This is a genomic window from Cystobacter fuscus, from assembly GCF_044360685.1.
GTDB classification, from domain to species: domain Bacteria; phylum Myxococcota; class Myxococcia; order Myxococcales; family Myxococcaceae; genus Cystobacter; species Cystobacter fuscus_C.
Genome location: NZ_CP043491.1, coordinates 472,666 through 495,557 on the forward strand (window position 1 = coordinate 472,666; position 22,892 = coordinate 495,557).

Annotated in this window: 18 protein-coding genes; 4 read left to right on the forward strand and 14 right to left on the reverse strand. The window is 70.0% G+C overall.

Going from position 1 to position 22,892, the window contains the following annotated elements; genetic code table 11:
- Positions 1–11: 11 nt before the first annotated feature.
- Positions 12–611 (reverse strand): TetR/AcrR family transcriptional regulator, encoded by a 600-nt coding sequence (locus F0U63_RS01940; protein ID WP_395843068.1) that lies wholly within the window; start codon positions 609–611, stop codon positions 12–14.
- A 47-nt stretch (positions 612–658) separates the two neighbouring features.
- Entirely contained in the window at positions 659–1,372 is a 714-nt protein-coding gene (locus tag F0U63_RS01945; protein WP_395843070.1) for an SDR family NAD(P)-dependent oxidoreductase, read from the reverse strand.
- A gap of 285 nt (positions 1,373–1,657) precedes the next feature.
- Between F0U63_RS01945 and F0U63_RS01950 the strand changes: the two genes are divergently transcribed.
- Together F0U63_RS01950 and F0U63_RS01955 are read left to right on the forward strand one after the other, a co-directional pair.
- Positions 1,658–2,140 (forward strand): hypothetical protein, encoded by a 483-nt coding sequence (locus F0U63_RS01950; RefSeq protein ID WP_395843072.1) that lies wholly within the window; start codon positions 1,658–1,660, stop codon positions 2,138–2,140.
- Positions 2,137–2,907 carry a hypothetical protein gene (locus tag F0U63_RS01955; protein WP_395843074.1) on the forward strand — a complete coding sequence of 257 codons (771 nt, stop codon included), beginning with the start codon at positions 2,137–2,139 and terminating at the stop codon, positions 2,905–2,907. The genes F0U63_RS01950 and F0U63_RS01955 overlap by 4 nt, the downstream gene beginning before the upstream one ends.
- An 8-nt stretch (positions 2,908–2,915) precedes the next feature.
- Here the strand turns inward: F0U63_RS01955 and F0U63_RS01960 are convergent, their stop codons facing one another.
- The 5 genes from F0U63_RS01960 to F0U63_RS01980 form a co-directional block, all read right to left on the reverse strand.
- Positions 2,916–4,358, reverse strand: coding sequence for a serine/threonine-protein kinase (locus tag F0U63_RS01960; protein ID WP_395843076.1), 1,443 nt, complete (start codon positions 4,356–4,358; stop codon positions 2,916–2,918).
- 15 nt (positions 4,359–4,373) lie between these two features.
- Positions 4,374–5,828 (reverse strand): hypothetical protein, encoded by a 1,455-nt coding sequence (locus tag F0U63_RS01965; RefSeq protein ID WP_395843078.1) that lies wholly within the window; start codon positions 5,826–5,828, stop codon positions 4,374–4,376.
- Between the two features lie 82 nt (positions 5,829–5,910).
- Complete coding sequence (locus F0U63_RS01970) at positions 5,911–9,729, reverse strand: serine/threonine-protein kinase PknK (RefSeq protein ID WP_395843080.1); 3,819 nt, start codon at positions 9,727–9,729, stop codon at positions 5,911–5,913.
- A gap of 1,632 nt (positions 9,730–11,361) precedes the next feature.
- Positions 11,362–11,889, reverse strand: a complete 528-nt coding sequence (locus tag F0U63_RS01975; RefSeq protein ID WP_395843082.1) for a hypothetical protein — start codon at positions 11,887–11,889, stop codon at positions 11,362–11,364.
- A 58-nt stretch (positions 11,890–11,947) separates the two neighbouring features.
- Positions 11,948–12,316, reverse strand: coding sequence for a hypothetical protein (locus tag F0U63_RS01980; protein WP_395843084.1), 369 nt, complete (start codon positions 12,314–12,316; stop codon positions 11,948–11,950).
- Between the two features lie 161 nt (positions 12,317–12,477).
- Here F0U63_RS01980 and F0U63_RS01985 point away from each other — a divergent pair, with 161 nt between their 5' ends.
- Positions 12,478–13,764: a hypothetical protein gene (locus tag F0U63_RS01985; protein WP_395843086.1), complete on the forward strand. Its 1,287-nt coding sequence runs from the start codon at positions 12,478–12,480 to the stop codon at positions 13,762–13,764.
- 21 nt (positions 13,765–13,785) lie between these two features.
- On the opposite strand, the gene F0U63_RS01990 is transcribed toward F0U63_RS01985, so the two are convergent.
- The 5 genes from F0U63_RS01990 to F0U63_RS02010 all read right to left on the reverse strand — a co-directional run bounded on the left by F0U63_RS01990 (position 13,786) and on the right by F0U63_RS02010 (position 20,913).
- Positions 13,786–14,775, reverse strand: a complete 990-nt coding sequence (locus F0U63_RS01990) for an ADYC domain-containing protein (RefSeq protein WP_395843088.1) — start codon at positions 14,773–14,775, stop codon at positions 13,786–13,788.
- A 116-nt stretch (positions 14,776–14,891) separates the two neighbouring features.
- Positions 14,892–18,686, reverse strand: coding sequence for an SUMF1/EgtB/PvdO family nonheme iron enzyme (locus F0U63_RS01995; protein WP_395843090.1), 3,795 nt, complete (start codon positions 18,684–18,686; stop codon positions 14,892–14,894).
- Positions 18,683–19,108, reverse strand: a complete 426-nt coding sequence (locus tag F0U63_RS02000; protein ID WP_395843092.1) for a response regulator — start codon at positions 19,106–19,108, stop codon at positions 18,683–18,685. The genes F0U63_RS01995 and F0U63_RS02000 overlap by 4 nt, the downstream gene beginning before the upstream one ends.
- Positions 19,109–19,310: 202 nt before the next feature.
- Complete coding sequence (locus F0U63_RS02005; RefSeq protein ID WP_395843094.1) at positions 19,311–20,315, reverse strand: cysteine synthase A; 1,005 nt, start codon at positions 20,313–20,315, stop codon at positions 19,311–19,313.
- Between the two features lie 37 nt (positions 20,316–20,352).
- Positions 20,353–20,913 (reverse strand): Uma2 family endonuclease, encoded by a 561-nt coding sequence (locus F0U63_RS02010; RefSeq protein WP_395843096.1) that lies wholly within the window; start codon positions 20,911–20,913, stop codon positions 20,353–20,355.
- A gap of 239 nt (positions 20,914–21,152) precedes the next feature.
- Here F0U63_RS02010 and F0U63_RS02015 point away from each other — a divergent pair, with 239 nt between their 5' ends.
- On the forward strand, positions 21,153–21,779 hold the full coding sequence (locus tag F0U63_RS02015; protein WP_395843098.1) for a DUF2267 domain-containing protein: 627 nt from the start codon (positions 21,153–21,155) through the stop codon (positions 21,777–21,779).
- 59 nt (positions 21,780–21,838) lie between these two features.
- Here F0U63_RS02015 and F0U63_RS02020 read toward each other — a convergent pair whose 3' ends face one another.
- Together F0U63_RS02020 and F0U63_RS02025 are read right to left on the reverse strand one after the other, a co-directional pair.
- On the reverse strand, positions 21,839–22,561 hold the full coding sequence (locus tag F0U63_RS02020; protein ID WP_395843100.1) for a hypothetical protein: 723 nt from the start codon (positions 22,559–22,561) through the stop codon (positions 21,839–21,841).
- Positions 22,561–22,761, reverse strand: coding sequence for a hypothetical protein (locus F0U63_RS02025; RefSeq protein ID WP_395843102.1), 201 nt, complete (start codon positions 22,759–22,761; stop codon positions 22,561–22,563). Before F0U63_RS02025 ends, F0U63_RS02020 begins: the two co-directional genes overlap by 1 nt.
- Positions 22,762–22,892: the final 131 nt, after the last annotated feature.

The window sequence follows — 22,892 nt, forward strand, 5'->3', positions numbered from 1 at the left end:
AGACAGCGCGACTACTTCCCGGGACGGGCCCGGTTCACGAGCGCCTCGAAGGCCACGCGGGCCCGCTCGTCGGCGCGCGGGTCCCGCACGAAGCGGCTCGAGGTGTGATGGCTCAGGTAGATGCCACAGAGTTCCCAGACGAATTGTTCGACATCGAGTCCGGCGCGCAGGTGCCCGAGCTCAACCGCCTGCTGGACGAACTGTCCCAGCGTGGCGCGCCACTGCGCCTCGATACCGAGGACATACTCCCGGACGGGGCTCTCCACGTCGTCGAGCTCGAACATCGCGGCGGCCACGGCGCAGCCTCCCGGGAGTCCCGCCCGCTTCGCCCATCCCAGCCAATGCCGTACCAGGGATTCCAAGCGGGGCAGCCCCTCGGGCGCCTTCATCGCGGGCTCGAGGACGCGCGGGAGGAAGAAGCGGCCGGCGTATTCGAGCAGCCCCACCTGGATGTCTTCCTTGCTCCGGAAGTGGGCGAAGAGCCCGCTCTTCGACATCCCCACCTGTTCCGCCAGCCGGCCGATCGTCACTCCCCCCAGGCCTTCCTGGCTCATCAGGGCAAGGCCTTCCTGGAGGATCCGCTCGTTCGTCTTGGGGGCGCGCTTCGCCATGTCCCAGAAAAAGCACGACCGGTCGTGCTTCGTCAAGTTCCGCGGATTCAGAACTTCTCGCCCGCGGGGCGCACATCCAACTCCTGCGTCCAGACAGAGGGGGGCTGTCGGTGCAATTGCCAGTACGTCTCCGCCAGGTCCTCCGGGGAGAGCAGTGTCGAGGCGCTTCGCTCCGGGGCCATGCCGCGCACGCGGGGCGTGTCGATCATCCCGTCGATGACCACGTGGGCCACGTGAATGCCCTGGGGCCCGACTTCTCGTGCAAGGGATTGGGCGAGTGCGCGCAGGCCGAACTTGCCCACGGCGAGTCCGGCGAAGCGCGCGCCGCCGCGCAAGGACGCGGTGGCTCCACTGAAGAGCAGGGTGCCACGTCCGCGCTCGAGCATGGCGGGGAGCACCTCGCGCGCGCACAGGAATCCGCCCAGGCAGTTGGTGCGCCAGGCGGCCTCGAAGGTGGAGGGATCCAGATCGAGCACGCTCGCCACGTGGAAGGCGCCCGCGTTGTAGACGAGTACCTCGGGGGCGCCCAGCTCCGCGCGGATCCGCGAGAAGGCGCTCGAGACCGAGCCCGCGTCTCCCGCGTCCGCGGTGAAGACTTCCGCGCGTCCTCCCTCTTTCTGGATATCGGCGCGGACCTCGCGCGCCGCCGTTTCTCCTCGCGCGAGCAATGCCACCGCATAGCCCTCGCGCGCGAAGCGCCGGGCCACCGCCGCGCCCAATCCTGGGCCTACTCCAAACACCGCCGCTACCTGGGTCGTCATGGTCTCGGGACTAATGGCCGAGGGTCCGGGGCTCAAGACCCACGCTTTCTTCCGTCCGTGGTTGAACGCTCCGTCGGGGCACGTGGACGGTGGACATGGTGTGTGGGGCGTGCGAGAACGCCAGCTTCGATGCGACCCCCATCTGTGGCCAAAAGGCTCATGGCTTTGAGCCTCTGCGTATTGTTGCTGTCGTGTGGCGCGACCCGTCACGTGACTCCAGCCCCTCGCGATGCTCGGGAATTGGTCCGACATGTTCTCGTCGTTGAAAGAGGGGCAGATGGGCAGATGACCCATTCATGGAAGCCCATCGAGGCATTCCGGGTCCAATATCCGTATCTGGCGGATTCTCGCGATCTGCAAAGCCGTGTCATCCAGGTGTCCTTCAATCGGGACTGTGACGAGGAACTTATCGCGTGTGAGAGCATGTGCCTCGCGGGATTGAGCGGCCGTCATTGGAGCCATATGAAAATCGGTTCCAAGAAAGAGCATTGTCGTCGGGCGTGCAGGCAGCCGTATCTCGATTGCAGCAGTCTCAAGGAATTGGCTGAAGGCAAGGCCGTGAAGTTTCATGCTGTGGATGACGCGGTCGATTGGATTGAACGCAATAGCGAGAAGTTGCTGGTGGGGGCTGTTGTCGTGATCGCGGGCGTGTCGTTCGTCGTCGTTGTCGGGGCGAGTGGTGGTGGCGCGCTGTGGCTCGCTCCTGTCCTCGTCCTCGCCTCGTCCAAAGCGGCTTCCGAGTCCTCATTCCTGGCGGTGCATCCATGAAGGACCCCATGGTTCTCTCAGATGCCCAGCAGGTGATTGGGAGGCGTTGGAGCGAGGGGCAGACTCAAGAGCAGGAGCGGATTCTCGGCCTCGCCCGGGATACCTTGGACTTCATCTCCGCCACCGGCCAATGGTATTCCTTCCTGGACTTTCGAGAAGGCCAGGAGGTTCGGTCATCCACCGTGACCCCGGAGGAGTGCGCACCGGAGCTGAGAGAACTCCTGAGCAAGACGGAGCGCTTCTTCAAGGCGCTTCTCGATGACCCCACGTCCGCCGGAGAACAGGACGCCATCCGCGCCATTCTCGATGCGCTTCGTTTCATTCCCTCGACCTGCCAGTACGAATCCCTGGCGGGATTCATCCAGCGTGTCGAATCCAACGCTCCCCCCATGGTCGTGGCCGCGTTCGAGACGAGTGCACAGGCGGACTCATGGCTCAGGAGCCATCCGAGCCCGCCCGTGTTCGCCGATGTCTTGATTGGCGACCGCTATCATGACGTGGTCTACGATCGCGAAAGTAATTTCCGACGCTTGCCATGGAACCGGGATCTCGAGCGCTATCTCGGCTGGCTCGAAGTGAATGACCCGCCGGTGGCCAGCGCCTCGTTCGCCACTCGCGAGGAAGCGCAGGCCTGGCTGCGTGAGCAATCCCATCCGCCTCTACGGGCGTGGGTGCTGATCGCGGGGGAGTTTCATCTCGCGGTGTACCACCCGAACGTCAATCACCGGGCGCTCTATCCGCTCTCCATGGCTCTGCGAGACGCCTGAGACGTGGCTCAGTGCGCCTCACGCCAGACGTGACTCAGCTGCGCGCCGCTGGAGAGGGGCCGTGAGTGCAGGCCCGTCTCCAGGCCCGTCAGCGCCTCCCGCGTCACCAGCACGCCCCGCCCCGGGTGTTCCCCCGTCCAGGCCGACAGGCGCATCAACCGGCCACCGCCCAGCCCCGTTCCTCCCAATCCATCCGAGCGCAGCGTCGCCAGGTCCACGTGAAGCGTGGGCTCCAGGGACACCCGCGCCTCCTCCGTCCGCGCCCCGGGCTCCTCCGCGAGCGTCAACGCCATCTCCAACACCCGCCGCCGGAACTCCTGTTCCGCCTCGGGCTCCTCCGGCAGCGCCGCCACCCCCAACAGGAAGCCGCTGCCTTCCACCATCACCGTCAGCCCCTGTGCATCCATCCTCGCGCGCACGCCCTCCAGCCGCGCGTCCACCGTGTCCAGTGTGGTGTCGTCCACCCGTCCCCAGGGCCGCGCTTCCACGTACAGCCCCAGCGCTCGCACCTGCCGGATGCGGCCCGCGCCCTCGCCCCGCACCACCCGCCGCAGCTCCTCCAACACCGCGTCCACCCCCGGGTAGCGCGCCTCCCGCTGCTTCTCCATGCACCGCGCCACCACCGCGTCCAGCCCCACCGGCACCGGCGCCCGCTCACTCGCCCTCGGCACCGGCGCGTGCAGGTGCTGTTCCTCCAACTCCACCTGCGTGGGGCCCTGGAAGGGCGGCTGCCCGGTGACGAGCTGGTACAGCAGCACCCCCAGCCCATAGAGGTCCGTGCGCGCGTCGGGTGTCTCTCCGCGGAGTTGCTCCGGCGCCATGGACAGGGGCGTGCCCAGCAACAGCCCCGTGCTCGTCACACCCGTGCCCGCGTCCTCCGGCGTCAGCAGCTTCGCCACCCCGAAGTCCACCAGCTTCACGTGTGGGCCCGCCGTCCCCGCCCCCACCACCACCACGTTCTGCGCCTTCAAATCCCGGTGCACCACGCCCGCCCCGTGCGCCGCCCGCAGCGCCGAGCCCACCTGCTCCAGCACCTCCAACGCCTCCCTCGCCGACAGCGGGCCGCGCGCCTCCAGCTCCGCCGCCAGGTCTCTTCCCTCCAGCCACTCCATGGCGATGAAGGGCCGTCCATCCGGCAGCGTGCCGTGCTCCATCACGTCCACGATGTGGGGATGGCGCAGCCTGCGCAACGTCTCCCCCTCCTGCTGGAAGCGGCGCAGGGCACCCCGCGTGGAGGCGAACTGGAGGTGCAGCACCTTGAGCGCCACGGGCTCGCCCGTCCGTGCCGACCGGGCCCGGTAGAGCGTCGCCGCACTGCCCCGGTAGCGCACGGCCTCGACCACGGAGCCCCCCACGAGCGCCCCCGGTGACAACTCCTCTCCATACAGGGATTGGGCGCTCGGCTCGGCGGCGTCCGGCCAGGGATAGGCGTCGTCCCGCTTGTGCGTCATGGCCGTGTCTCCCCTCTACCTCTGACTGTTCATCCGGCAGGACTCGGGGGCCTTGGACATCAGGGCGCACGCGTCATGCAGGAACACGGTGATGGGCTCGTTCCACGTCGCACCCGTCGAGTCGCGGCACTTCTCGAAGTCCATGTCTCCCCCCACCACCGGCCCGTCCGACAGCTCGCACCGGGAGCCCGGATAGGCGGGGGCCGTCGGGTTCACGCAGGTGCCCGTGGGGATCGCCGCGCAGTTGGCCCCGCTCGAGGGCAGCGCGCACAGCCGGTTCGTCGCGTAGGCCGCCGCGTCGCTCCAGCCCGCCGCCTGGCACGAGTACATCTTGCGGTACACCGAGCCCCGGATGACCTGCTGCTTGCCCTGGATCTTCCCGGCCTCGTCGACGTACACCTTCGCCCCGAGGGCCGACGGCTCGAAGATGTTGCCGAAGTACGCTCCCTCGCGCACGGAGAACACCTCGGCCTCCGAGAGGGGATAACCCGTGCCCGCTGGCGTGCCCGTCTCCTCCTGCACCGACACCGTGCCCGTCTGCGTGCTGTCGGCCGCCTGGCTCATCACGCTGAAGACGCCCGAGGCCGGACAGGTGAAGCTCATCGCGGGCTGGTTCGTGCCGCACGTGCCCACGCCGTGCGCCAGACGCCGCACGCTGCCGTCATCGCACCCGGTGATGCCCTCGCAGGCGCGCAGCATCATCGGAGCGCCGCTCGACGAGCCCAACACCGCGCCCGTGCCGCACTGGTCCGGTGCCCGCGCGCCCGCTCCCAGCCGTACGATCTGCCCCGGCACGCACCGCCCGATGCCGTCCCCCTTCCAGCCACAGTCGCGCGTCGTCACGGTGCTCGGCGTGGAACAGGCGGTGTAGCTGGGCACCAGGGCATCCGTGTTCGGATCGTACTCCACCGGCAGCGTCACCCCCTCCAGCGAGAAGAGGTTGGGCCGCGAGGGATCCTCTCCCCGCAGGGACAACTCCACGCGGCGGCCCAGGGCGTTGTTGCGCGCGAGCAGACAGGCCGACACCCGGTTCTTGCACTCCGCGCTGGGGGCTCCGGTCTTCCACTCGGGACACAGCCCGAGCTTGCCCTTCCAGGTGCGCGGCGTGCCCGTGGTGGGATCCGTCCACGCCACCTGGCTGCTCGCGTCCAGCGCGCAGCTCACCAGGTAGGACATGACCTGCTGGGCGTCCGGGTCCAGGAGCTGCCGCTGCAGCGAGGCGTAGATGCCCCCCGGCGGGTAGAACATGTTCTGCAAGCCGCCGCCGATGATCATCGCGCTCGCCGTGGGGTTGGTGGTGATGGCGTTGAGCACCAGGGCCTGGGTGGTGAGCGAGTTGGCCACCCGGAGTGAGTGCTCCCCGGTGCGCGGCTCCTCATCCCCCCACGCGCTGTCCTGCTCCGGCTGACAACCCATGGCCCCGCTCGACAACGCCACTCCCAGGAGGAGGGCCCCGAGCGGGGAGGACATGGGCTTCTGGAAGGATGGGACTCGCGAGAAATTCATGTTCGGCCTCGGATGCAGGAGGTGGACCAGCCGGAGGGCCGGGTGTTCACCTTGGAGAAAGCGGGAGGGGCGAAGGGCTGTTGCCGGGGAGGCCACGGGTCTCGGGCGTGGGTGTTGCCTCCCAGTCCACAGTGAGCGCGTCCAGCCGCGAGCGCCACAGGGGGGAAGCCCGGGCGGTGTCGCGCGCGCGGACGAGCCACTGCCGGGCCTCGTCCCAGGCGCCGGCCTCCCACGCGGCGAGGGCGGCCTGGTGCAGCACCTCCGTGTGCTCATCGCCCGAGGTGTCCGGCGCCGCCTCGTCCGCGAGCGCGCGCCAGGCGGCGGCGTCGCGGGTGCCGGACTCCGCCTCCGCCACGCGCAGTGCCACCAGACGCCAGAGGGCCCGGGTGTTGGGCGGGGTCCGCTCCGGCGCGCAGTGGGCGTCGAGCCAGTCGAGCAGCGCGCGCGCCTCCCGCGCATTCCCCAGCGCCAGGGCCACGCGCGCGAGCAACACCGCGTCCACCGCCACCGGGTGCGCCCCGAAGAAGCGCACCCCCAGCTCGTGCGCCCGCCGCGCGAGCCCCAGCGCCTCCGCGTCGCGCCCCATCCAGTGCAGGCACTCGGCGAGCTGCCCCACGCTCCAGCGCTCCACCTGCGCATGCCCCAGCTCGCGCCCCAGGGCGATGGCCTCGCGCAGATCGCTCTCGGTGCCCTGGAGGTCCCCGCGCAGGCGCCACAGGAAGGTGCGGTTGATGAGGGTCGCGGCCCGGTGCAGCGCGTCCCCCTCGCGCTGGCTCAGCGCGAGCGCCTCGTCGAAGGCCGCGGAGGCGGGGGCTTCCTGCCCGTCGAGCGCGAGCCCCGTGCCCTGCATCATCAGCGCGATGATGCGCGTCTCCGTGTCCCGCGCGAGCGTGGCCGCCTCCACCGTGGCGGTGAGCAGCCGCGTGGCGCGCGCCCAGTCCCCCTCCCGCCAGGACTGCCGCGCGCGCGCCAGCGAGCAGCGCACCGACAGCCGCGGATCATCCAGCGCCTCGGCCTTCTCCAACGCCTCGTGGGTGCGCGCCGCCGAGCCCTCGGCGTCCTCCAGCCAGTCCACGAGCGTGGCCTCCTCCAGGAGCAGGTCCACCTCCAGGGCCGTGTTCCCCAGGGCCCGGGCCAGCGCGCGTGCCTGTCCCAGATCCGCCAGCGCCTCGTGGAAGCGGTGGGTGCGGTAGCGCACCCGGCCCCGGCCGGCCAGCACCCGCGCCCGGCGCTCCCGGTCCCCCTCGGGGAGCTGCGCGAGCGCGTGGGTGTAGTCCTGCTCGGCCTCCACGTGACGGTGGGCGCGCCGCGCGGCCTCGCCGAGCGCGAACCAGGCGGCGAAGGCTTCCTCGTGCGCGCCACTGGCCGCGGCATGGCGTGCACGCGCGCGCGGCTCCGTGTCTCCTTCCGGGAGCGCGCGCAGGGCCGCCAGGTGCAGGGAGCGGCGCCAGGTGGGAGGCAGCGCCCGCTCGAGCGCCTCGCGCAACTGGGGCTGGCGGAAGGCATAGCGCCCGGGCCCCACCGCGCGCAGCAGACCCGCGCGCTCCAACCGCGCGAGCCCCGTGCCCGCGTCCAGGCCCGCCATGCGCGCGGTGTCCTCCTTCTTCTCCAGGTGCCGTTGGGCCGCGTCCACCCGCGCCACCGTCACCTCCTGGCCGAGCACCGCGCACAGCCGCGCCAGGCCCTGGTGCGCCTCGGGCAGCACCGCCAGCGCGCGCGCCGCGAGCCGCTCGAAGAGGGGCGTCACCGAGATGTGGAGCAGCTCGTCCGCGGCCACGTAGCCCTCGCCGTCCGCCGTGGCGCGCAGTGCGCCCGAGGTACGCAGCGCCCGCGCCACCTCCACCAGGGACAGGGGCACGCCTTGCGTCAGTTGCTCCAGGCGGGCGAGCACCGGCTCGGGGATGAACTCGGCGGGGCGCAGCAGGTGGCGCAGGAGCGCGCGCTGGGCCTCGGGCGCGAGCGGCGGCAGCGTCTGGTGCGCGAGGTGCCCGGCGCGCTCGCCCAGCAGCGGACGCAGGCCACGCAGCTCGGGACGCGCCGCGGCGCACACCCACAGGGGCACGTCTGGCGCGGCGAGCGTGGCCACCTCCAGCGCGTCCAGGGAGGTGGGGTCCGCCTGGTGCGCGTCGTCTATCAGCAGGGCCAGCGGCCCCCGGGCGGCGGACTGGCGCACGGTCTCGGCCACGGCGCGAGCGAGCGCCTGGCGCCGGGTGGGGGCGGGAAAGGGCAGGGGAGGGGCAAGGGCGTCCCACAGCGCGTGGAGCAGGGCGTCCCCTGGCGCCGAATCGGGTGGGGGCGCGGCGAGGCGCACCACTCGCACGCCGGGCTGCGTCTCCAGGCGCGTGGCGAGCGCGTCGAGCACGCGCGTCTTGCCGAGTCCCGGCTCGCCGGTGAGCACGGTCAGCCCCGGGCCCGGGCCGGAGAAGGCGCGCGCCGCGTCCGCGCACAGGGTGTCGAGCAGCGCGTCACGGCCGAACAGGGGCGGGGGCTCGGACTCGGGGGCGGTGTCTTCCGGGCCCGGAGCCGTGGCGCCCTCTCCGAGCGCGAGCGCGGCCTCGGAGGTGAGGAGGCCTTCGCGAGGCCACCAGGTGTCGGGCGCGTCCAGGGCCTCGCCCGCGAGCCGCAGTTGCGAGGCACCGGGGCGCACGCGCAGCGGGGCGAGGTGGAGCACGGTGGACATGCCGGGCTCGCGGGAGAGGGGGCGCGCGGCGCGCAGGGCGGCGCGCAGTCCCGCCTCGGCCGAGGGGTGCTCGGGGAAGGCGACGAGGTAGCGGCCCGGGTGGACGCGCGCGAGCAGTCCGCCCTCGGGGGAGACGGCCGCGGCGAGCCACGGCGCCTCGACGTCTCCGGCCACGCCGAGCAGGGCCACGGGCCGCACCCCCTGGGAGGGCGTGGGGCGCCGGGGAAGCTCGGGCGTAGTGGGCCTGTCGGACGCGGTGAGGCACGCGGCGTCGAAGGCGGCGAGCAGCGCGGAGGCCGAGGCGAAGCGCTCCGCGGGCTCCTTGGCGAGGCAGCGCAGGAGGACGTCGTCGAGGGCCCGGGGCAGGGCGGCGCGCTCGGAGGCGAGGGGCGGGCGCAGGCTCACATGGCCTCGCCGCACCTCGTCCGGCCCGCCGGTGAAGGGCGGGGCGCCGGTGAGCAGCTCGAAGAGGAGGACGCCGAGCGCGTAGAGGTCCGCGCGCGTGTCCACGCCGGGCGAGGCGAGGCACTGCTCGGGCGACATGTAGAAGGGGGTGCCGAGCCGCTCGCCGGTGCGGGTGAGGCGGACGGAGGGCTCGGACTCCCTGGCGTCCGGGGCGTCGAGGAAGCGCGCGAGGCCGAAGTCCAGGAGGCTGAGCGCGCCGCCCTCGCGCAGGAAGAGGTTCTCGGGCTTGAGGTCGCGGTGGACGAGCCCCAGGCCGTGGACGTGCTCCAGGGCGGTGCACAGGCCGGAGAGCAGCTCTCGCACGTGGGGGAGCGAGGCGGCGCCGGAGCCGGGGAGCGCGGCCATCCAGGCGGCGAGCGTCTGTCCCCGCAGACGTTCCAGCACGAGGAAGGCGCGGCCTCCGGGCAGCTCTCCCTGTCCCAGGAGGGCGGGGGCGGTGGGGGGCCCCACGCGGCGCAGGGCGGCGGCCTCGTGGGCGAAGCGGGGCGAGGCGGAGGCGGCGAGGGCCACCTTCACGGCCACCTCGGTGCCGTCCTGCTCCCGGCGGGCGGAGAAGACCTGGGAGAAGCCTCCAGCGCCCAGGGGCGCGAGGAGCGGGAGTCCGGGCACCTGGGGTGGCGCGAGCGGCTCGGCCTCCTCAAGGGGAAGCCGGGGCCGCTCCGCGTGGAGCGGACAGGCGGTGCTGGGGGCGAGTCGGCGGTAGCAGACCGGGCAGCGCATGGGAGAGTAGTGGTGGGCGGGGCCGTGAGGTTAGCAGAGCGGATGTGGACGCGGATGCGGGCGCTCGCCGGGCCGCTTCCTTCCATGCCGGGGAGATGATGTCCGAGACGGAACCGAACCTTCGAGGGCCGCCCCCTTGGCTCCAAGGGTATGGGTATAGGCTCCGTCGCCTTTTGCATAGGGCCAAGTAAGGAGCCGAGCATGGCGAACGAGGAGCGCGGGACAGCGGATGGCGCGGGTCTTTCCGATGGGGTAGGTGCTACGAGGTGGCTTCCCACCTGGGACGCCTCCATGAGGCACGGCTCGTGCGAGCTGTGGTCTGATGTCCTCCCCGTCCTGGCGCGCAGTGGTGGTGACGCGGTGCTTTCACGCGCTCGACACTTCGCGGCCACCCTGGGGGACGACATCGAGGGGGACGAGAAATGGCTTTGCTTCTTCTGACAAAAGAGGTCGCCACTAATGCCTTTGTTGCATTCAAGACGAACCGTTGGTGCGTTGTCGCTGGTGCAGCGGTCACGCCTGGACGGCTTGTTCAACTGGCTGCGCTTCTGACGTTGGGCGTGCTGTCTCCGGGTTGTGTGTCAGCCGTGACAGGCCGGATCCAACCCATGCACTTCCAGTTCACCACGATTGTACCACACACGGAGCCCGGCGAGGGCGGATGGCGCGCGGCATGTGTCCATGCGCGGATTGCCAACGGAAACACAGGAGAGCCATATCTCTGCATTCTTGGCGTCGAGATGCCAATCGAGAACAGCGCAAACGGACCTATATCCACAGCCCTTGCTCAGCGAATCTCAGCGGACTGTGCCAACGATGCCGCATACGCAGTGCTCTCGGCGATAACCAAGCCTCCCCCTCCACCCCTCTACACGCTATGCATGAGTGTGAGAAAGGCATACGGCTTGAGGCTCAATGCTGCCATCGCTGGCTCGCGAGTCATGTCGACCTGTGCCCCCGGAACGACCCCCGTTGTTTTTGGCATTCCCGCTCCCGGATACTGAGTGACTGGGCCTTTCATGATCCCCTCAAGCGAAGAACTGCTCGCCATCGTTCGGAGTTATTATGATTCCAGCAACCACTTTCTTTTTACGACAGAGGTGAGCCCTGAATCAAATCGGCGTCACGCGTTATGGGCGCAATGGATCGGGAACATGAGCCCCTGGAAGGCGTTCAGGGCCAGGTTGAGAAATGAGCTTCCCGATTACAATACCGGGGAGACGTATTCAACGCATGATGGTGGTCCTCGCTGTATTGTTTATCCGCCAAGGAGTTCGAGGGCGCTTGCGTCTGATTGGATTGTTGTGGGCTGTGTGAGTATCTTGGCGCCTGTTTATTTCGTGTACGGTGTGGAGTGTGTTTTCCTCGATGGCCGGTTGCGGGGTCATAAAGCGAGCTTCGAGCAACCTCCACCCAGCATGGCTTTCCCGGCTCAGGTCGTCGCCAGGATGATTGAAACCTCATTCGGTTTCAGCGCGGTTCCTCGGGAGATCGCGGAAACGCCCGTGCCTCTCTTCGCCGGAGCGCGAGAGCCCCCAGAAACCACGCTCTTCCATGCGCTTTTTACAAGCGATCCAGAAATCATCCCGTAGTACGCCGCCTTCCCTCCCGGAACAGGTTCTGGGCCCGCTCTCAGTCCGCGATGAAGTCCGCGACGCCCTGACCCCAGACGCACACGGCCAGGGCGCCGACGAGCACCAGGGCCTGGACGGCTCCGGCCCGGCGCGGACTTCTCACGAGGCAGGCCGCCGCGAGGACGGCGCTCGCGAGGTACGGCCATGGCCACGCCAGCGCCGCGATGCCACCCAGCACGTAACCCACCGAGCCCACGAAGGGCGCGAGCATCCACCGGCCTGGGACGTGCTCCGGGTGCTTCTCCGCCCACAGGGCCGCCGCGTACAGCGCGGGCCCCAGCAACAAGCCCAGGGACAGGGCCCACGAGAAGCCGAAGACGCCATCACTCTTCCAGGCGAGCGCGAGCGCGGCACCGAGCAACCCGAGCGCCAGCCCGACCGTGCCCAGGTGCAACGCGACATCGAGCGCGTTGTCGTCCGCCTTGCCCAGCAACGTCACCACGAGGTGGATGCCATCCAGTGCGAACAGCACCACGAGCCCTACGAGTAGGATGCGCGACAGCGGGAAGGTCATGAGTGAGCGCATGCGCGGGATGCTGTTCTCGCTGTCAGGCGAAATCAACACCCCCCGTGGGACATGCCCACTAGAGTTCGTCCCAGAATGGGGGGTCGGTCAAGAAGATGCCGCATCTCGCGAGAATGATCTCGTTCTCCAACGCGGCCTGTAACTGCTGGTACAAAAGCGGGTCATCGGGGAACTTCTCTGCTGCCTCGCGCGCAAGCGCCGGTTCTTTACAGAGCGCCTCGAATCTGGCGGCGTCATGTCCCGCCCCGGCGCGAATGGCGTCAATCTTCGCCAAGAACCAGTGAGCAGCCCCGGCTGTTTTCATTTGGGGGCTTTCTCGCAGCGGCTCGCGGCTCGTCAGCCGTCTCATCGGAGTTACGCGAGCAGTTGGGCCATGCTTCCAACTTCTGCGGTTGAGTTGCAAGCTCAAAACGCGGGCCTCTTCCATGGGACGAACTTCGGACGCGCGCTGGTGCGGGTGAGACGGGAATCGGCCTGACGCGGCTCCTCCGTGCCCGCCCACCAGGCAGGCGTTCCTCCGGCTCCTGGTGCCTGCTCCTGGAGTGCGCACTTTGGTCCCCTGTCAGTCAAACGAGGGGGGTTCAAGCGATGCGCGGGTACAAGGGAGTGTTGAGTTGGGGATTGTGTGCGGTGCTCGTGGGCTGTGGAACGACGCGCGAGGAGCTGCCTCCCGGGCAGGACACACCCGTCCCCTCCGAGCCCACGCCGAACAACCCTCAGCCTCCCACGGGCGAGACGCCGTCGGACACGCCGGAGACGCCCTCGCCGCAGCCCACCGTGCCCGAGGTGCAGCCCCTGCCCCCGCCACCGGCCAATGTCCCACCCGTGAAGGCGGGCCTGGAGGGTGAGCCCACCCTGAAGCCCGTGGCCTGCGTACCGTGGACGGGGAGCGTTCCGCCCCAGCGCGCCACGGCCTGCGAGGGCACCTCGGTCTTCCAGGACGGCCACCGCGAGGTGGCCCGCTACGACGCCGACAGCCGCCTGCTGGAGTTGCGCACCTCCAACCAGCCCCATCGATCGGACTCGCTCGAGCAGCACACCTGGGAGAACGGCCGCGAGACGTTCCGCCGCATCGAGTCTCTCGCGCCCAATGGTTCCTGGACGCAGGTCGACTGGGTCTACGACGCGGAGGGCAGGCTCCAGAAGCGCACCGAAACGGCCTCGTCCCGGGAGACCGTGGTGTACCAGTATGTCCGTGAGGAGGACGGTCGGCTTCAGCGCATCGACCGCCTGCCCGCGAGCGACCGCAACACGCCCATCTTCTACCGCTACAACGCGGCGGGGCAGTTGGTGGCCATCGACAGCGAGCCCAACTGTCAACGGGACGTCGCCCGGTGCGAGACCTTCACCTACTGGCCCAATGGCAAGCTGCGCGAGGACAGCTGGGAGACCGCGATCTGGGGCGTCACGACGCAATACGATGACCGCGGCTACATCGTGGACGAGCAGGAGGGCGGTGCCGGGGGGCAGCGGCACACCGTCTACTCCCACGACTCGGCTGGCCGTCTGTTCCGGCTCTGGGAGCAGGACGGCGGGGACGTCTACGAGCACGAGCTCGTCAGGACCTTCTACTACGACGCCTCGGGCCTGCTGCTGCTCGAGCGGCTCGGCAAGGACACCACCAGACCGTCGGGGGATCATCCTGGCTCCCCGGATGTGACCACCCACCTGCGCACCACCCGCCGGCTCACGTACATCTGTGGCACGAAGATCGTCTGGCTCGATGAGTGGGATGGCAACGGGGACGGCGTCGTGGATGCCCGGCGCACCCACGAGCGCGATGCCCAGGGACGGCTCGTGCACGAGGAGTACTCGGGGACGCCGGGGCTGGACGACGGCCCCGTGCGCCGCGACTTCAAGTACGACTGTGATTGAGCGCGTCCGGGTCCGGGTGGGCTACCAGCCCGGATCCATGCCCAGGGTGCCGGGCGTCTCGTTGGCCAGCAGCATGCCCATGTTGCTCGAGCCCAGGTCCACTCCGCACAGCAGGTCCTGCCGGGAGCTGAAGCAGGGCAGCGACGAGTGGGTACGGTTGAGCGCGTAGAAGCACTTCGCGCCGTTCACGTCCCACGCCGCCTCGAAGAACCAGCCCTCGGTGTCCTGCTGGATGCCGAGGGGATCGTAGAGGTTGATGCGGTTGCCGGGGACCGTGTAGGTCTTGCCATTGCCGCAGTAGTCCGCGCGCACCAGGCGGGTGCAGGCCTGGTGGTACTGCTCGAGCGGGGTGCCGTTGTAGCTGGCCCAGGGCCGGTAGCCCCACAGCGTGCACTTGGCGATGGCGCCGCCGAGACACGCGAAGGTGAAGCGCTCGGGGTCGCTGTATTTCGAGCCGCCGCCGGGCACGTCCTGCTGATAGTTCCACACGCCCGCGATGGGAATGGCTTGCACGACGGTGCCCGCGGCGTCGCGGCAGGCCGGCTTCCAGGCGTAGTCCGTGGTGTCGAAGTACTGCACGCTGTAGAGCGTGATGTCCGAGTTGGGCGCCGGCGCCTGGTTCATCCCGGCGATGCGCATGCGCACGGTGCCGCCCTCTCCGTCACCCAGGTTGCCCCGGAATTCCACGCCGGTGAACTCCCGGTCACGGATGACCTGGCCTTTCTCATAGCCATAGAAGGTGGTGCCCTGGAGCCACACGTTGTCCACCGTGTAGTCGTTCTTGCGCGCCGGATTGAAGTTCACGCTGACGACGAAGTTGGACAGGTCGTTGCCGTTGAGGTTGCCGCCGTTGAGGTTGCCGCCGTTGAGGTTGCCGCCGTTCTCCGCCTGGAGCGGATCCGCGGCAATGGCCAGCTCGGCGTCCGGGTTGCTGTCGGGCTCGATGGGGCCCGCGCAGGCGCCCAGCAGCAAGGCTCCAAGGAGCCAGGAGGAGGTCGGGAGGGAACGCATGAATGTCCTCGGGAGGAGGGAGGGAGTGTCCAATGGACGGGCAATAGGGAAGCCATCCGTGGACTCAACGACAAGTGAGGCGTCGCCGATTGGACGCCACAACTGTCGCTTGGCTGTCATTGCACTCCGGGTGGAGCCGACGCGCACAAACGCAGGCCCACGCTCAAATCCCTGAAGTTGGGCTCGGGGGACTCGCGGTTGGTGATCCGGGCGGTGCTGGAGGCGTAGTAGTAGCTCCCCCCGCGAGCCACCGGGCGGCCGGGCGTCAGCACCGAGTCGGCCCATTCCCAGACATTGCCCGACATATCGTCCAGCCCGAAGGGGCTGCGTGAGCCGGGATGCCGGCCCACCTCGTCCGGGCCGAAGTTGGCGCCCACCTTGCCGTAGGTCTCGTCGAAGTTGGCCTGGTGCGGCAGGAGCACGTCGCCCTGGGGGAACTCGCGCTCGTCGGCACCGCGGGCGGCGCGCTCCCACTCCCACTCGGTGCACAACCGCGCCCCGGGCACCCGGCCCGTGCTCGCCACCCAGGCGGCGTAGGCCCGGGCATCCTCGTAGTCGATGGCCCCCACCGGCATGCGCCGCCAGTCCTGCTCCACGTCGCGGGGGCGCGAGGTGTAGCGGATGGGCTCGCCCTCGCGCGCCTCGTAGGCCACCACGTTGGGCATGATGCGCAGGCTCCACCGGCCCTCCGGCGAGCGCGTCAGCTTCACCTCGGCGTTCACCGACGTCGCCGAGGCCCCATGCGGCACATGGCGGGCGAAGCGCTCGGGCGGCAGCGTCTCCAGCCACTCGAGGTACTCCCCATAGGTCACCTCGGTGCGGGAGATGAGGTAGGGGCCCGTCTCCACGGCGTGCAGCGGCGTGGTGTTGAAGAAGCGGCGGATGCTCTCCTGCTCGGCGGTGCCGAAGAGGAAGGTGCCCCGGGGCACGTAGACGAAGCCCGGGGGCACCTGGCGCTCCTCGGGGAGTACCAGCTCCAGGACGCGCGCCGTGCCCGGCTCGGCACGCAAGGGGTAGCGCACCGGGGCATGGCCGGGCGCGCGCACTTCCACGAGCCACGAGCCGCGCTCCAGGGCCAGTTCCTCCAATGGGGTCGGGCCGGGGGAGGGCACCGGGGTGGGGACGTACTGGTCGTCCACGAGCGTGTACCGGGCCAGCGTCACCGTGGCCCCCGCGGGCCGGGTGTGCACGCTCAGGCGCATGGGCGCGTTCCAGCGCGCCATCCGGGTGCCCGAGGTGTCATAGAGGCTCAGCCGTTGCAGCAACTCGTCCCGGTCTCCGGGGTGGAAGGCGCGCTCGGCGAGCAGCGCGCGCTCGGCGAGCACGTCGGCGAAGGCCTCGCGCACCTCCTCCCGGTCCGGCGCCAGCACCAGGGCCTTCTCCATCGCCTCGCTGGCGTGCAGGTAGTCCCGCTCCGTATCGCGCGACAGCCGCAGCGCCTCGGCCCAGCGCGCCGAGGCGTCCTCCAGCCTGCCCGCGTCGAAGAGGGCGAAGGCCTCCGCCCGGGTGCGCTCCAGGGCGCGCTGTCGTTCGCGGGCTTGCTCCAGCAGGGGGCGGGCCTCGCCCAGGCGCGCGCGCACATGGCGCTCCAGGGTGTACCAGGCGTTCACCCGCAGCCCCGCGTACACGAGCGCGAGGGAGGCGACGAAGCCCACGACGAGGGCGCGCGTGAGCAGCTTGCCCCGGCGCAGGGCCCCGCGCGAGGCGTCGAGGAAAGCCGTCTCTCGGGCGGACAGCGCCTCCTGGGGGTGGGCCTGGAGCTCGGCGAGGTGCCGGGCACCCCACAGGGCCTCGCGGGGACGGCCCAACCGCTCCCACTCGGCGGCGGCGCGCTCGAGCCGGGCGTGGAGCTGGCGCGCCTCGTGGGCCTCGGCGAGCCAGTGGGCGAGCGTGGGCCAGCCGGTGAGCAGCGCCTCGTGGGCGATGTCGAAGGAGGCGCCCTCCTCGGAGCGGCGGGCCACCACCAGCCGTGCGCGGATGAGGGCCTCCAGCGCGGCGGGCGCGGCGGGCTCCTGGCCCAGCAGCTCGGCCTCGGAGCGGCGGGCGCGGGTGTTGTCCACCGTGACGAGCCGCATGAGCAGCCGCCGCGCCGCCACCTGCTGGTCCGGCAGCAACTGGGCGATGATGCCGTCGGCGTAGCGCGCGAGCGCCCCACTCACGCCCCCCAGCGCCTCCAGCGCCGAGGCGGAGATGAGGCCCCGGGCCGCGTCCCTCGCCTCCCACAGCTCCGCCAGGGTGAACTGGAGCAGCGGCAGTCCGCCCTCGGCGCTCAGGGTGGAGTCCACCAGCGCGTCGATGAGGGCCTCGGACTCGAAGCGCGCGCCCTTGATGCGGGCGGGGCCCGTCACCACCTCGCGCACCTCGGCGCGGCCCAGGGGCCGCAGCAGGTAGAGGGCCCGCGAGAGCGCCTCGCCCAGGCCCGGCAGCACGCCCAGCCGGGTGAGGAAGTCACTGCGCACCGTGGCGAGCAGGCGCACCCCGGCCACGCCCGAGGCGAACTGCGCGAGCAGCTCCGCCAGGAGCTGCGCCTCCCCGGGCTCGCTGAGCGTCACCAGCTCCTCGAGCTGATCCACGTGCAGCAAGAGGCCCTGGCGGGTGTTCTCCCCGAGCGAGGCGCGCAGGGCCCGCACCAGCGCGGTGGGCTCCTCGCGGGCGAGCTGCTCGATGCGCGCCTCCTCGAGGGGAAAATGCGGGGCGAGCGCGGCGGCCAGCAGGGAGATGGGGCGGCGTCCGGGCACCATCCGCGCCGGGCGCCAGGTGTAGCCATCCTCCAGCGCGCCCTCGACGACGCGCGGAACGACGCCCGCCAGACACAGCGAGGACTTGCCCACGCCGGAGTCGCCGGTGACGAGCACGAAGGCACTGGCGCGCAGCCGCTCCACCACGGCGCGCACCTCTCGCTGGCGGCCGAAGAACAGCGCCCGGTGCTCTTCCTGGAAGGCGTTGAGGCCGCGGTAGGGATTGCCCTCGGGCACGCGCGGGGCGGTGTCGCCGGTGCGCACGTCCTCGAGCGCCTCCAGCAGCGCGTCGGCGGAGGCGAAGCGCTCGAGCGGGTCGCGGCGCAGACAGCGGTCCACCACCGCGGCCAGGCGCGTGTCCACGTCCGGGTGGGCCAGGTGCAGGGGGCGTGCGTCCTGCTCCCGGACGGCGCGGGCCAGCTCCCGGGGGGGCACGTGGCGGAAGGGGCCCTGTCCGGCGGCGAGCTCGTAGAGCACCGCGCCCAGGGAGAAGAGATCCGCGCGGGCCGAGACGGGCTCGCGTGCCCAGGCCTCGGGGGACATGAAGTAGGGCGTGCCCACGAGCGCGCCCCGGGTGAGCGAGGGCAGCTCGAGCCCGGGCGGAGCCTGGGCGGGAAGCGCTTCCCCCGGACCGTCGTCGGCCGCGGACGGCAGCGCCCCGGGCGCGTCGAGGAGCTTGGCCAGGCCGAAGTCCAGCAGCTTCACCGTGCCGGACTCCTCGAGGATGGCGTTGCCGGGTTTGATGTCGCGGTGCAGGACGTTGCGGCGGTGCGCGGCGGCGAGCCCGCGCGCCAGCCCCACGCCGATCTCCAGCACGCGCCGCCAGGGCAGGGGGCGGGGCAGCCGGTCCAGGCCCGTGCCCCGGATGTACTCGGAGACGAGGTAGGGGTGCCCCTCGAACTGACCGGCGCGGTAGAGGGTGGCGACGTTGGGATGCTGGATGCGGGCGGCGGCGCGTGCCTCGATGAGGAAGCGTGGCAGGGCGTCCGCGTCGAGCACCGGGATGAACTTCAGCGCGACCGTGCGCTCCAGCAGCGTGTCCTGGGCGAGGTAGACGCGCCCGGTGCGTCCCTGGCCCAGCAGGCGCAGGAGCCGGTACTCATCGACCTCGGAGGGCGGTTGCCAGTCGTCGCGGGGGCGAGCACCCGGGGGTTGGTGCGCGGACGGATTCACCGGGAGGGCGGTTTGCTGCCCGCCTTCTTCAGGAGCGCCTGGATGTGACTGGCGACCGTGTCGGGCAGGGCGGGCTTGGTGACGAAGGCATCACAGCCGACTTCCCGGGCCCGCTCCGACGAGGGCTCGAAGACGTGGCCGGTGAGCGCCATCACGGGGATGTCGCGGGTCGCCTCGTCGGTCTTGAGTTGCTGCGTGGCGTCCCAGCCACTGAGCACGGGCAGCGACAGGTCCATCAGGATGACGTCGGGGTGGGACTCGCGCGCGCGCTCGACTGCTTCCTGTCCATCGCGAGCCGTCTGCACCTCGTAGCCCAGATACTCGAGGTACTCGGCGTACATCTCCCGGGCATCATCGTAGTCATCGACCACGAGGACCTTGCGTCCTTCCGGGCTGGATGCTTCCGCCTCGGTTTCCGCCATCTCGGACGGGGACGTTTTGTGACCGGGGTCCATCATACCTGGGGAAGGGGGGGGCGAGGAGCCATCCTGACAGAATCGGTGGTGCTTGAACAGTTCCACCGATTCTCCGGGATTCACCCATCCTGGCTTCACGCTCCGTGGCTCGTCCAGCATCCGGGCGAGCACCCATGAGAGGGATTCCTCGCGAGCACCCGCCGCGTCTTCAGAGTGGGGCGTCGGGAGGGGGCAGGGGCTTCACCTCGAGCTGCTTGGAGGCGAGGAAGTCCGGGTTGAAGATCTTCGAGCTGTAGCGGCTGCCGTGATCACACAGCAGGGTGACGATGCGCAGCCGCTCGCCGAGGTGCCGCCGGGCCACCTCGTAGGCCGCGCGCACGTTGAGGGCCGCGGAGGTGCCCACCACCAGCGCGTCCTCGCGGGCCAGGTGGTAGAGCATCTCGAGCATCAGCTGATCCGACAGGCGCATCGCCTCATCCACCCGCGCGCGGCGGAAGTTCTCCGTGAGGCGCATGATGCCGATGCCCTCGGTGATGGAGCTGCCCGAGCCCTCCATCTTCCCCTCGCGCACCTGGCAGTAGAGCCCCGAGCCGTGCGGGTCCACCAGCACCACGCGCAGGGCGGGGTTCTTCTCCTTGAGGTAGCGGCTCACGCCGGAGAGGGTGCCGCCGCTGCCCACGGAGCAGACGAGCACGTCCACGCGGCCCTCGCACTGCTCCCACAGCTCGGGCCCGGTGGTCTCGTAGTGGAAGTCACCGTTGGCGGTGTTCTCGAACTGGTTCATCCACACCCAGCCGCGCTCCTCGGCGAGCGCGCGGGCGCGGTGGTAGAAGTGCGAGGGGTTGGAGAAGGGCACCGCGGGGACCTTGATGACCTCCACGCCCATGGCCTCCAGGTACTCGTACTTCTCGCGCACCTGGTTGTCGGGCATGGTGACGGCGACGCGGTAGCCCCGCTCGCGGCCGAGCAGCCCCAGCCCGATGCCCGTGTTGCCGGCGGTGCCCTCGATGATCGTGCTGCCCGGAGTCAGGCGCCCTTCCTCTTCGGCCCGGCGGATCATCCCCTTGGCGGCGCGGTCCTTGATGCTGCCGCCGGGGTTCATGAACTCGGCCTTGCCGAGGACGTCACAGCCGGTGAGGCGCGAGAGCGAGCCGATGCGCAGCAGCGGCGTGTTTCCAACCGAGTCCCAGAGCGAGCCAATGCGGGGTGCCATGTGGGGGCCGAGCATAGCGCGCGGCGCAGGGGCGGAGTCACCTCGCCCAGAGAACACTCAGCTCCAGGAGGAGGGGGGTGAAGGGCTCGGCGTGTACGCGGGCCGGACCGGAGTGCGTGCCCCGTGGCGCCCACTGCTCGCCGTGCAGTCCGTACACCTCCAAGGACTGTTGCAGCGGGTCCACCAGCCACAGGTGGCGCACACCCTCGCGGGCGTAGATCTTCATCTTCTTCTCCCGGTCCAGTAACTTCGTGGAAGGAGAGAGCACCTCGCAGGCCCAGTCGGGCGCGAGGGTGAAGCCCACGACGTCGGGCACCTCCGGCATGCGCTCGCGGCGCCAGGCGGCGAGGTCCGGCACCAGCACGTCCTCGCCCAGGTGCAGCTCGGGTTTGAAGAGGAGCAGCCATCCGCCCGGGCCTCCCCTTCCCAGGTGGAAGGGGTTGTAGAGCACTCCGAGCAGCGCGCCATGCGCGAGCGCGTGAGGGGAGGCGGGCCGGGGACTGGCGTACAGCTCGCCGTCCACCAGTTCCGCCACGAGGTGCGCAGGGACTGCCTCCAGGTCCGCGTAGGTCGCCTTGCGCTTCTGGCGGCTGCCCATGCCTGGAGCATGGGCAGCCGGGCGTGTCTCTTCAAGGGCTGGCCAGGGAGCACCGCTGGAGTCGGGATTCATGCGAACAAGCTACACCCTACCTCTGACATGGGGTAGCGGGTGGTTCCTCTCGGAGTCGGGCCGATCGCCTTCGCGGACGTCGATGCGCATCTTCGAGTGGGCGCTCCCGGCGACCGGCTCTCACGGCTCGCTCGCCTGGGTGCCACCGCTCGCGAGGAGGGATGGCGATGATGAACGAGGAACTTCTAGCGGATGTGGCCGAGCACACCGGACAAGCTGGCACCCAGGACGCCGAGCGCATGGTGCACATGGTGCTCGAGATCCTGAGCGAGCGCTTGAGCTGGCCCGTCATCCAGGCCGTGGCGGATGACCTTCCCGGCTCGCTGACCGCGGGCATGAGGGAAGGGGTTGACCGCCAGGACTTCAACCTCGCGGAGTTCCAGGCGCGTGTCGCGGACCGGATGCAGGTGCCGCTCGGACGCGCCGTGGAACTCACGGGCGTCGTCTGTCAATTCCTCGCGGAGGCGTTGAGCCCGGGGACGCTGCTCCGGCTTCGCGAGGAACTCCCCGAGCCCATGGGGGCCCTCTTCTCACCCCGCGAGTCCGGCGAGCGCTTCGAGCCCGTCCACCTCGAGCCGAGCCGCGGGACACTCGCGGAGGGCCGACCGGGAAGCACGCATCCCCTGTCCGAGGCCAGGCCCGAGCGGGCGCAATCCCAGTCCATGGCGCGCACGGACAACCCCCATGGGGACTCGAAGCTCTCCAGTGCCACCGGGCTCACCCAGGAGCGCGAAGGGGAGACCCTCGCGACTGGACGTCCGGGGTCGCACCGTCCCCTGAGCGAACGGAAGTGAGCTCGGACGAGGAGCGCCGCGCTGCCTGAGTGCCATGTCTCTCGTTACCGCGCCGCGAATCAGGTCGCTGCCACTTGATAGTGCTTGGCCAGGTGCGGCGCACACGAGGCGGGCAAACAGAAAGCGACCGTGGGTCGCGCGGCTCCCTCCTTCGTCAGTGCCTTGAGCTCGCGCACTTTTTCGCTCGTGGAATCCCACATGCTGTCGTGGGTGTCGGGATGGATGAGTTTCATGTCCACGAATCCGACTTCGTTGGACGGGCCCGGGACCTTCATCTTCTTGGTCTTCTGTGGATTGAGTTGTGGGCCGGTCCACGCGGCAACAGCGACGAAGGGAGCACGGCGCGTGACCGGCATCGACCCGAGAGGCGCGAACCCCATCACGCTGGTCCGTTGTCCAGCGGGGGTTTGCCACCACAGGCCCGCCAACTCATCGCCGCGCGGATACCGCTTCCACTCCTCTCGTGAAAGCGACCAGCCGGATTTGCCCGCGAGTCCCACCAGGAGTTCAACGATGTCTTCCGCGGTTCGAATCTCCGGGAACACCGCGATCCCCGGTCGCTGCATCCGGGCGGCACCCGTGAAGAAGGCAGCCAGGTCCTCGTGGAGTGGCACCGACGGGGATAGCACCGATAGAGATGTTCCGGACCAGACTCCCCACTGGATGGCGTCTGCGGCTTTGGCGTAGTCCGCCGCGAAGGCGCAGCCCGTCGGACCATTGCGAAGGTACTTCCGCATGATCTCGACGACGACGTCCGCGGGCTCCCTGGTCACCGCGACCATCAGTCGAGGGGTTCACGTTGCTGGATGATGACGAAGCTCACCCGCTCACCATCGTCCGATGTGACAACGACGCGTGGCGCTTCATCCGCACGACGGGCCCAGGCTTCGGGATCATCGCGGAACTGCCGCTCCTTGACGAAAACGGAGTCCTCATCCGCCTTGGTACCCCTCGAGCCGTGACTCGTACCGCTCTTGGACATGGCAACCTCCGTAGACACACCTTAACGCGCCGTGATCAAGGTGCACCTTATCCACGAATCCCGCGAACAGGTAGCGCCTGACTGCTCGCCGTTCAATTCGCTCTGTGCTACTGCCCCCGAAGCCTTGGCCT

What these genes read in the sequence shown, in the direction of transcription:
- F0U63_RS01940 (WP_395843068.1), bottom strand. Translation starts at nt 611, where the DNA reads ATGGCGAAGCGCGCCCCCAAGACGAACGAGCGGATCCTCCAGGAAGGC.
- F0U63_RS01945 (WP_395843070.1), bottom strand. Translation starts at nt 1,372, where the DNA reads ATGACGACCCAGGTAGCGGCGGTGTTTGGAGTAGGCCCAGGATTGGGC.
- F0U63_RS01950 (WP_395843072.1), top strand. Translation starts at nt 1,658, where the DNA reads ATGACCCATTCATGGAAGCCCATCGAGGCATTCCGGGTCCAATATCCG.
- F0U63_RS01955 (WP_395843074.1), top strand. Translation starts at nt 2,137, where the DNA reads ATGAAGGACCCCATGGTTCTCTCAGATGCCCAGCAGGTGATTGGGAGG.
- F0U63_RS01960 (WP_395843076.1), bottom strand. Translation starts at nt 4,358, where the DNA reads ATGACGCACAAGCGGGACGACGCCTATCCCTGGCCGGACGCCGCCGAG.
- F0U63_RS01965 (WP_395843078.1), bottom strand. Translation starts at nt 5,828, where the DNA reads ATGTCCTCCCCGCTCGGGGCCCTCCTCCTGGGAGTGGCGTTGTCGAGC.
- F0U63_RS01970 (WP_395843080.1), bottom strand. Translation starts at nt 9,729, where the DNA reads ATGCGCTGCCCGGTCTGCTACCGCCGACTCGCCCCCAGCACCGCCTGT.
- F0U63_RS01975 (WP_395843082.1), bottom strand. Translation starts at nt 11,889, where the DNA reads ATGCGCTCACTCATGACCTTCCCGCTGTCGCGCATCCTACTCGTAGGG.
- F0U63_RS01980 (WP_395843084.1), bottom strand. Translation starts at nt 12,316, where the DNA reads ATGGAAGAGGCCCGCGTTTTGAGCTTGCAACTCAACCGCAGAAGTTGG.
- F0U63_RS01985 (WP_395843086.1), top strand. Translation starts at nt 12,478, where the DNA reads ATGCGCGGGTACAAGGGAGTGTTGAGTTGGGGATTGTGTGCGGTGCTC.
- F0U63_RS01990 (WP_395843088.1), bottom strand. Translation starts at nt 14,775, where the DNA reads ATGCGTTCCCTCCCGACCTCCTCCTGGCTCCTTGGAGCCTTGCTGCTG.
- F0U63_RS02000 (WP_395843092.1), bottom strand. Translation starts at nt 19,108, where the DNA reads ATGGCGGAAACCGAGGCGGAAGCATCCAGCCCGGAAGGACGCAAGGTC.
- F0U63_RS02005 (WP_395843094.1), bottom strand. Translation starts at nt 20,315, where the DNA reads ATGGCACCCCGCATTGGCTCGCTCTGGGACTCGGTTGGAAACACGCCG.
- F0U63_RS02010 (WP_395843096.1), bottom strand. Translation starts at nt 20,913, where the DNA reads ATGGGCAGCCGCCAGAAGCGCAAGGCGACCTACGCGGACCTGGAGGCA.
- F0U63_RS02015 (WP_395843098.1), top strand. Translation starts at nt 21,153, where the DNA reads ATGATGAACGAGGAACTTCTAGCGGATGTGGCCGAGCACACCGGACAA.
- F0U63_RS02020 (WP_395843100.1), bottom strand. Translation starts at nt 22,561, where the DNA reads ATGGTCGCGGTGACCAGGGAGCCCGCGGACGTCGTCGTCGAGATCATG.
- F0U63_RS02025 (WP_395843102.1), bottom strand. Translation starts at nt 22,761, where the DNA reads ATGTCCAAGAGCGGTACGAGTCACGGCTCGAGGGGTACCAAGGCGGAT.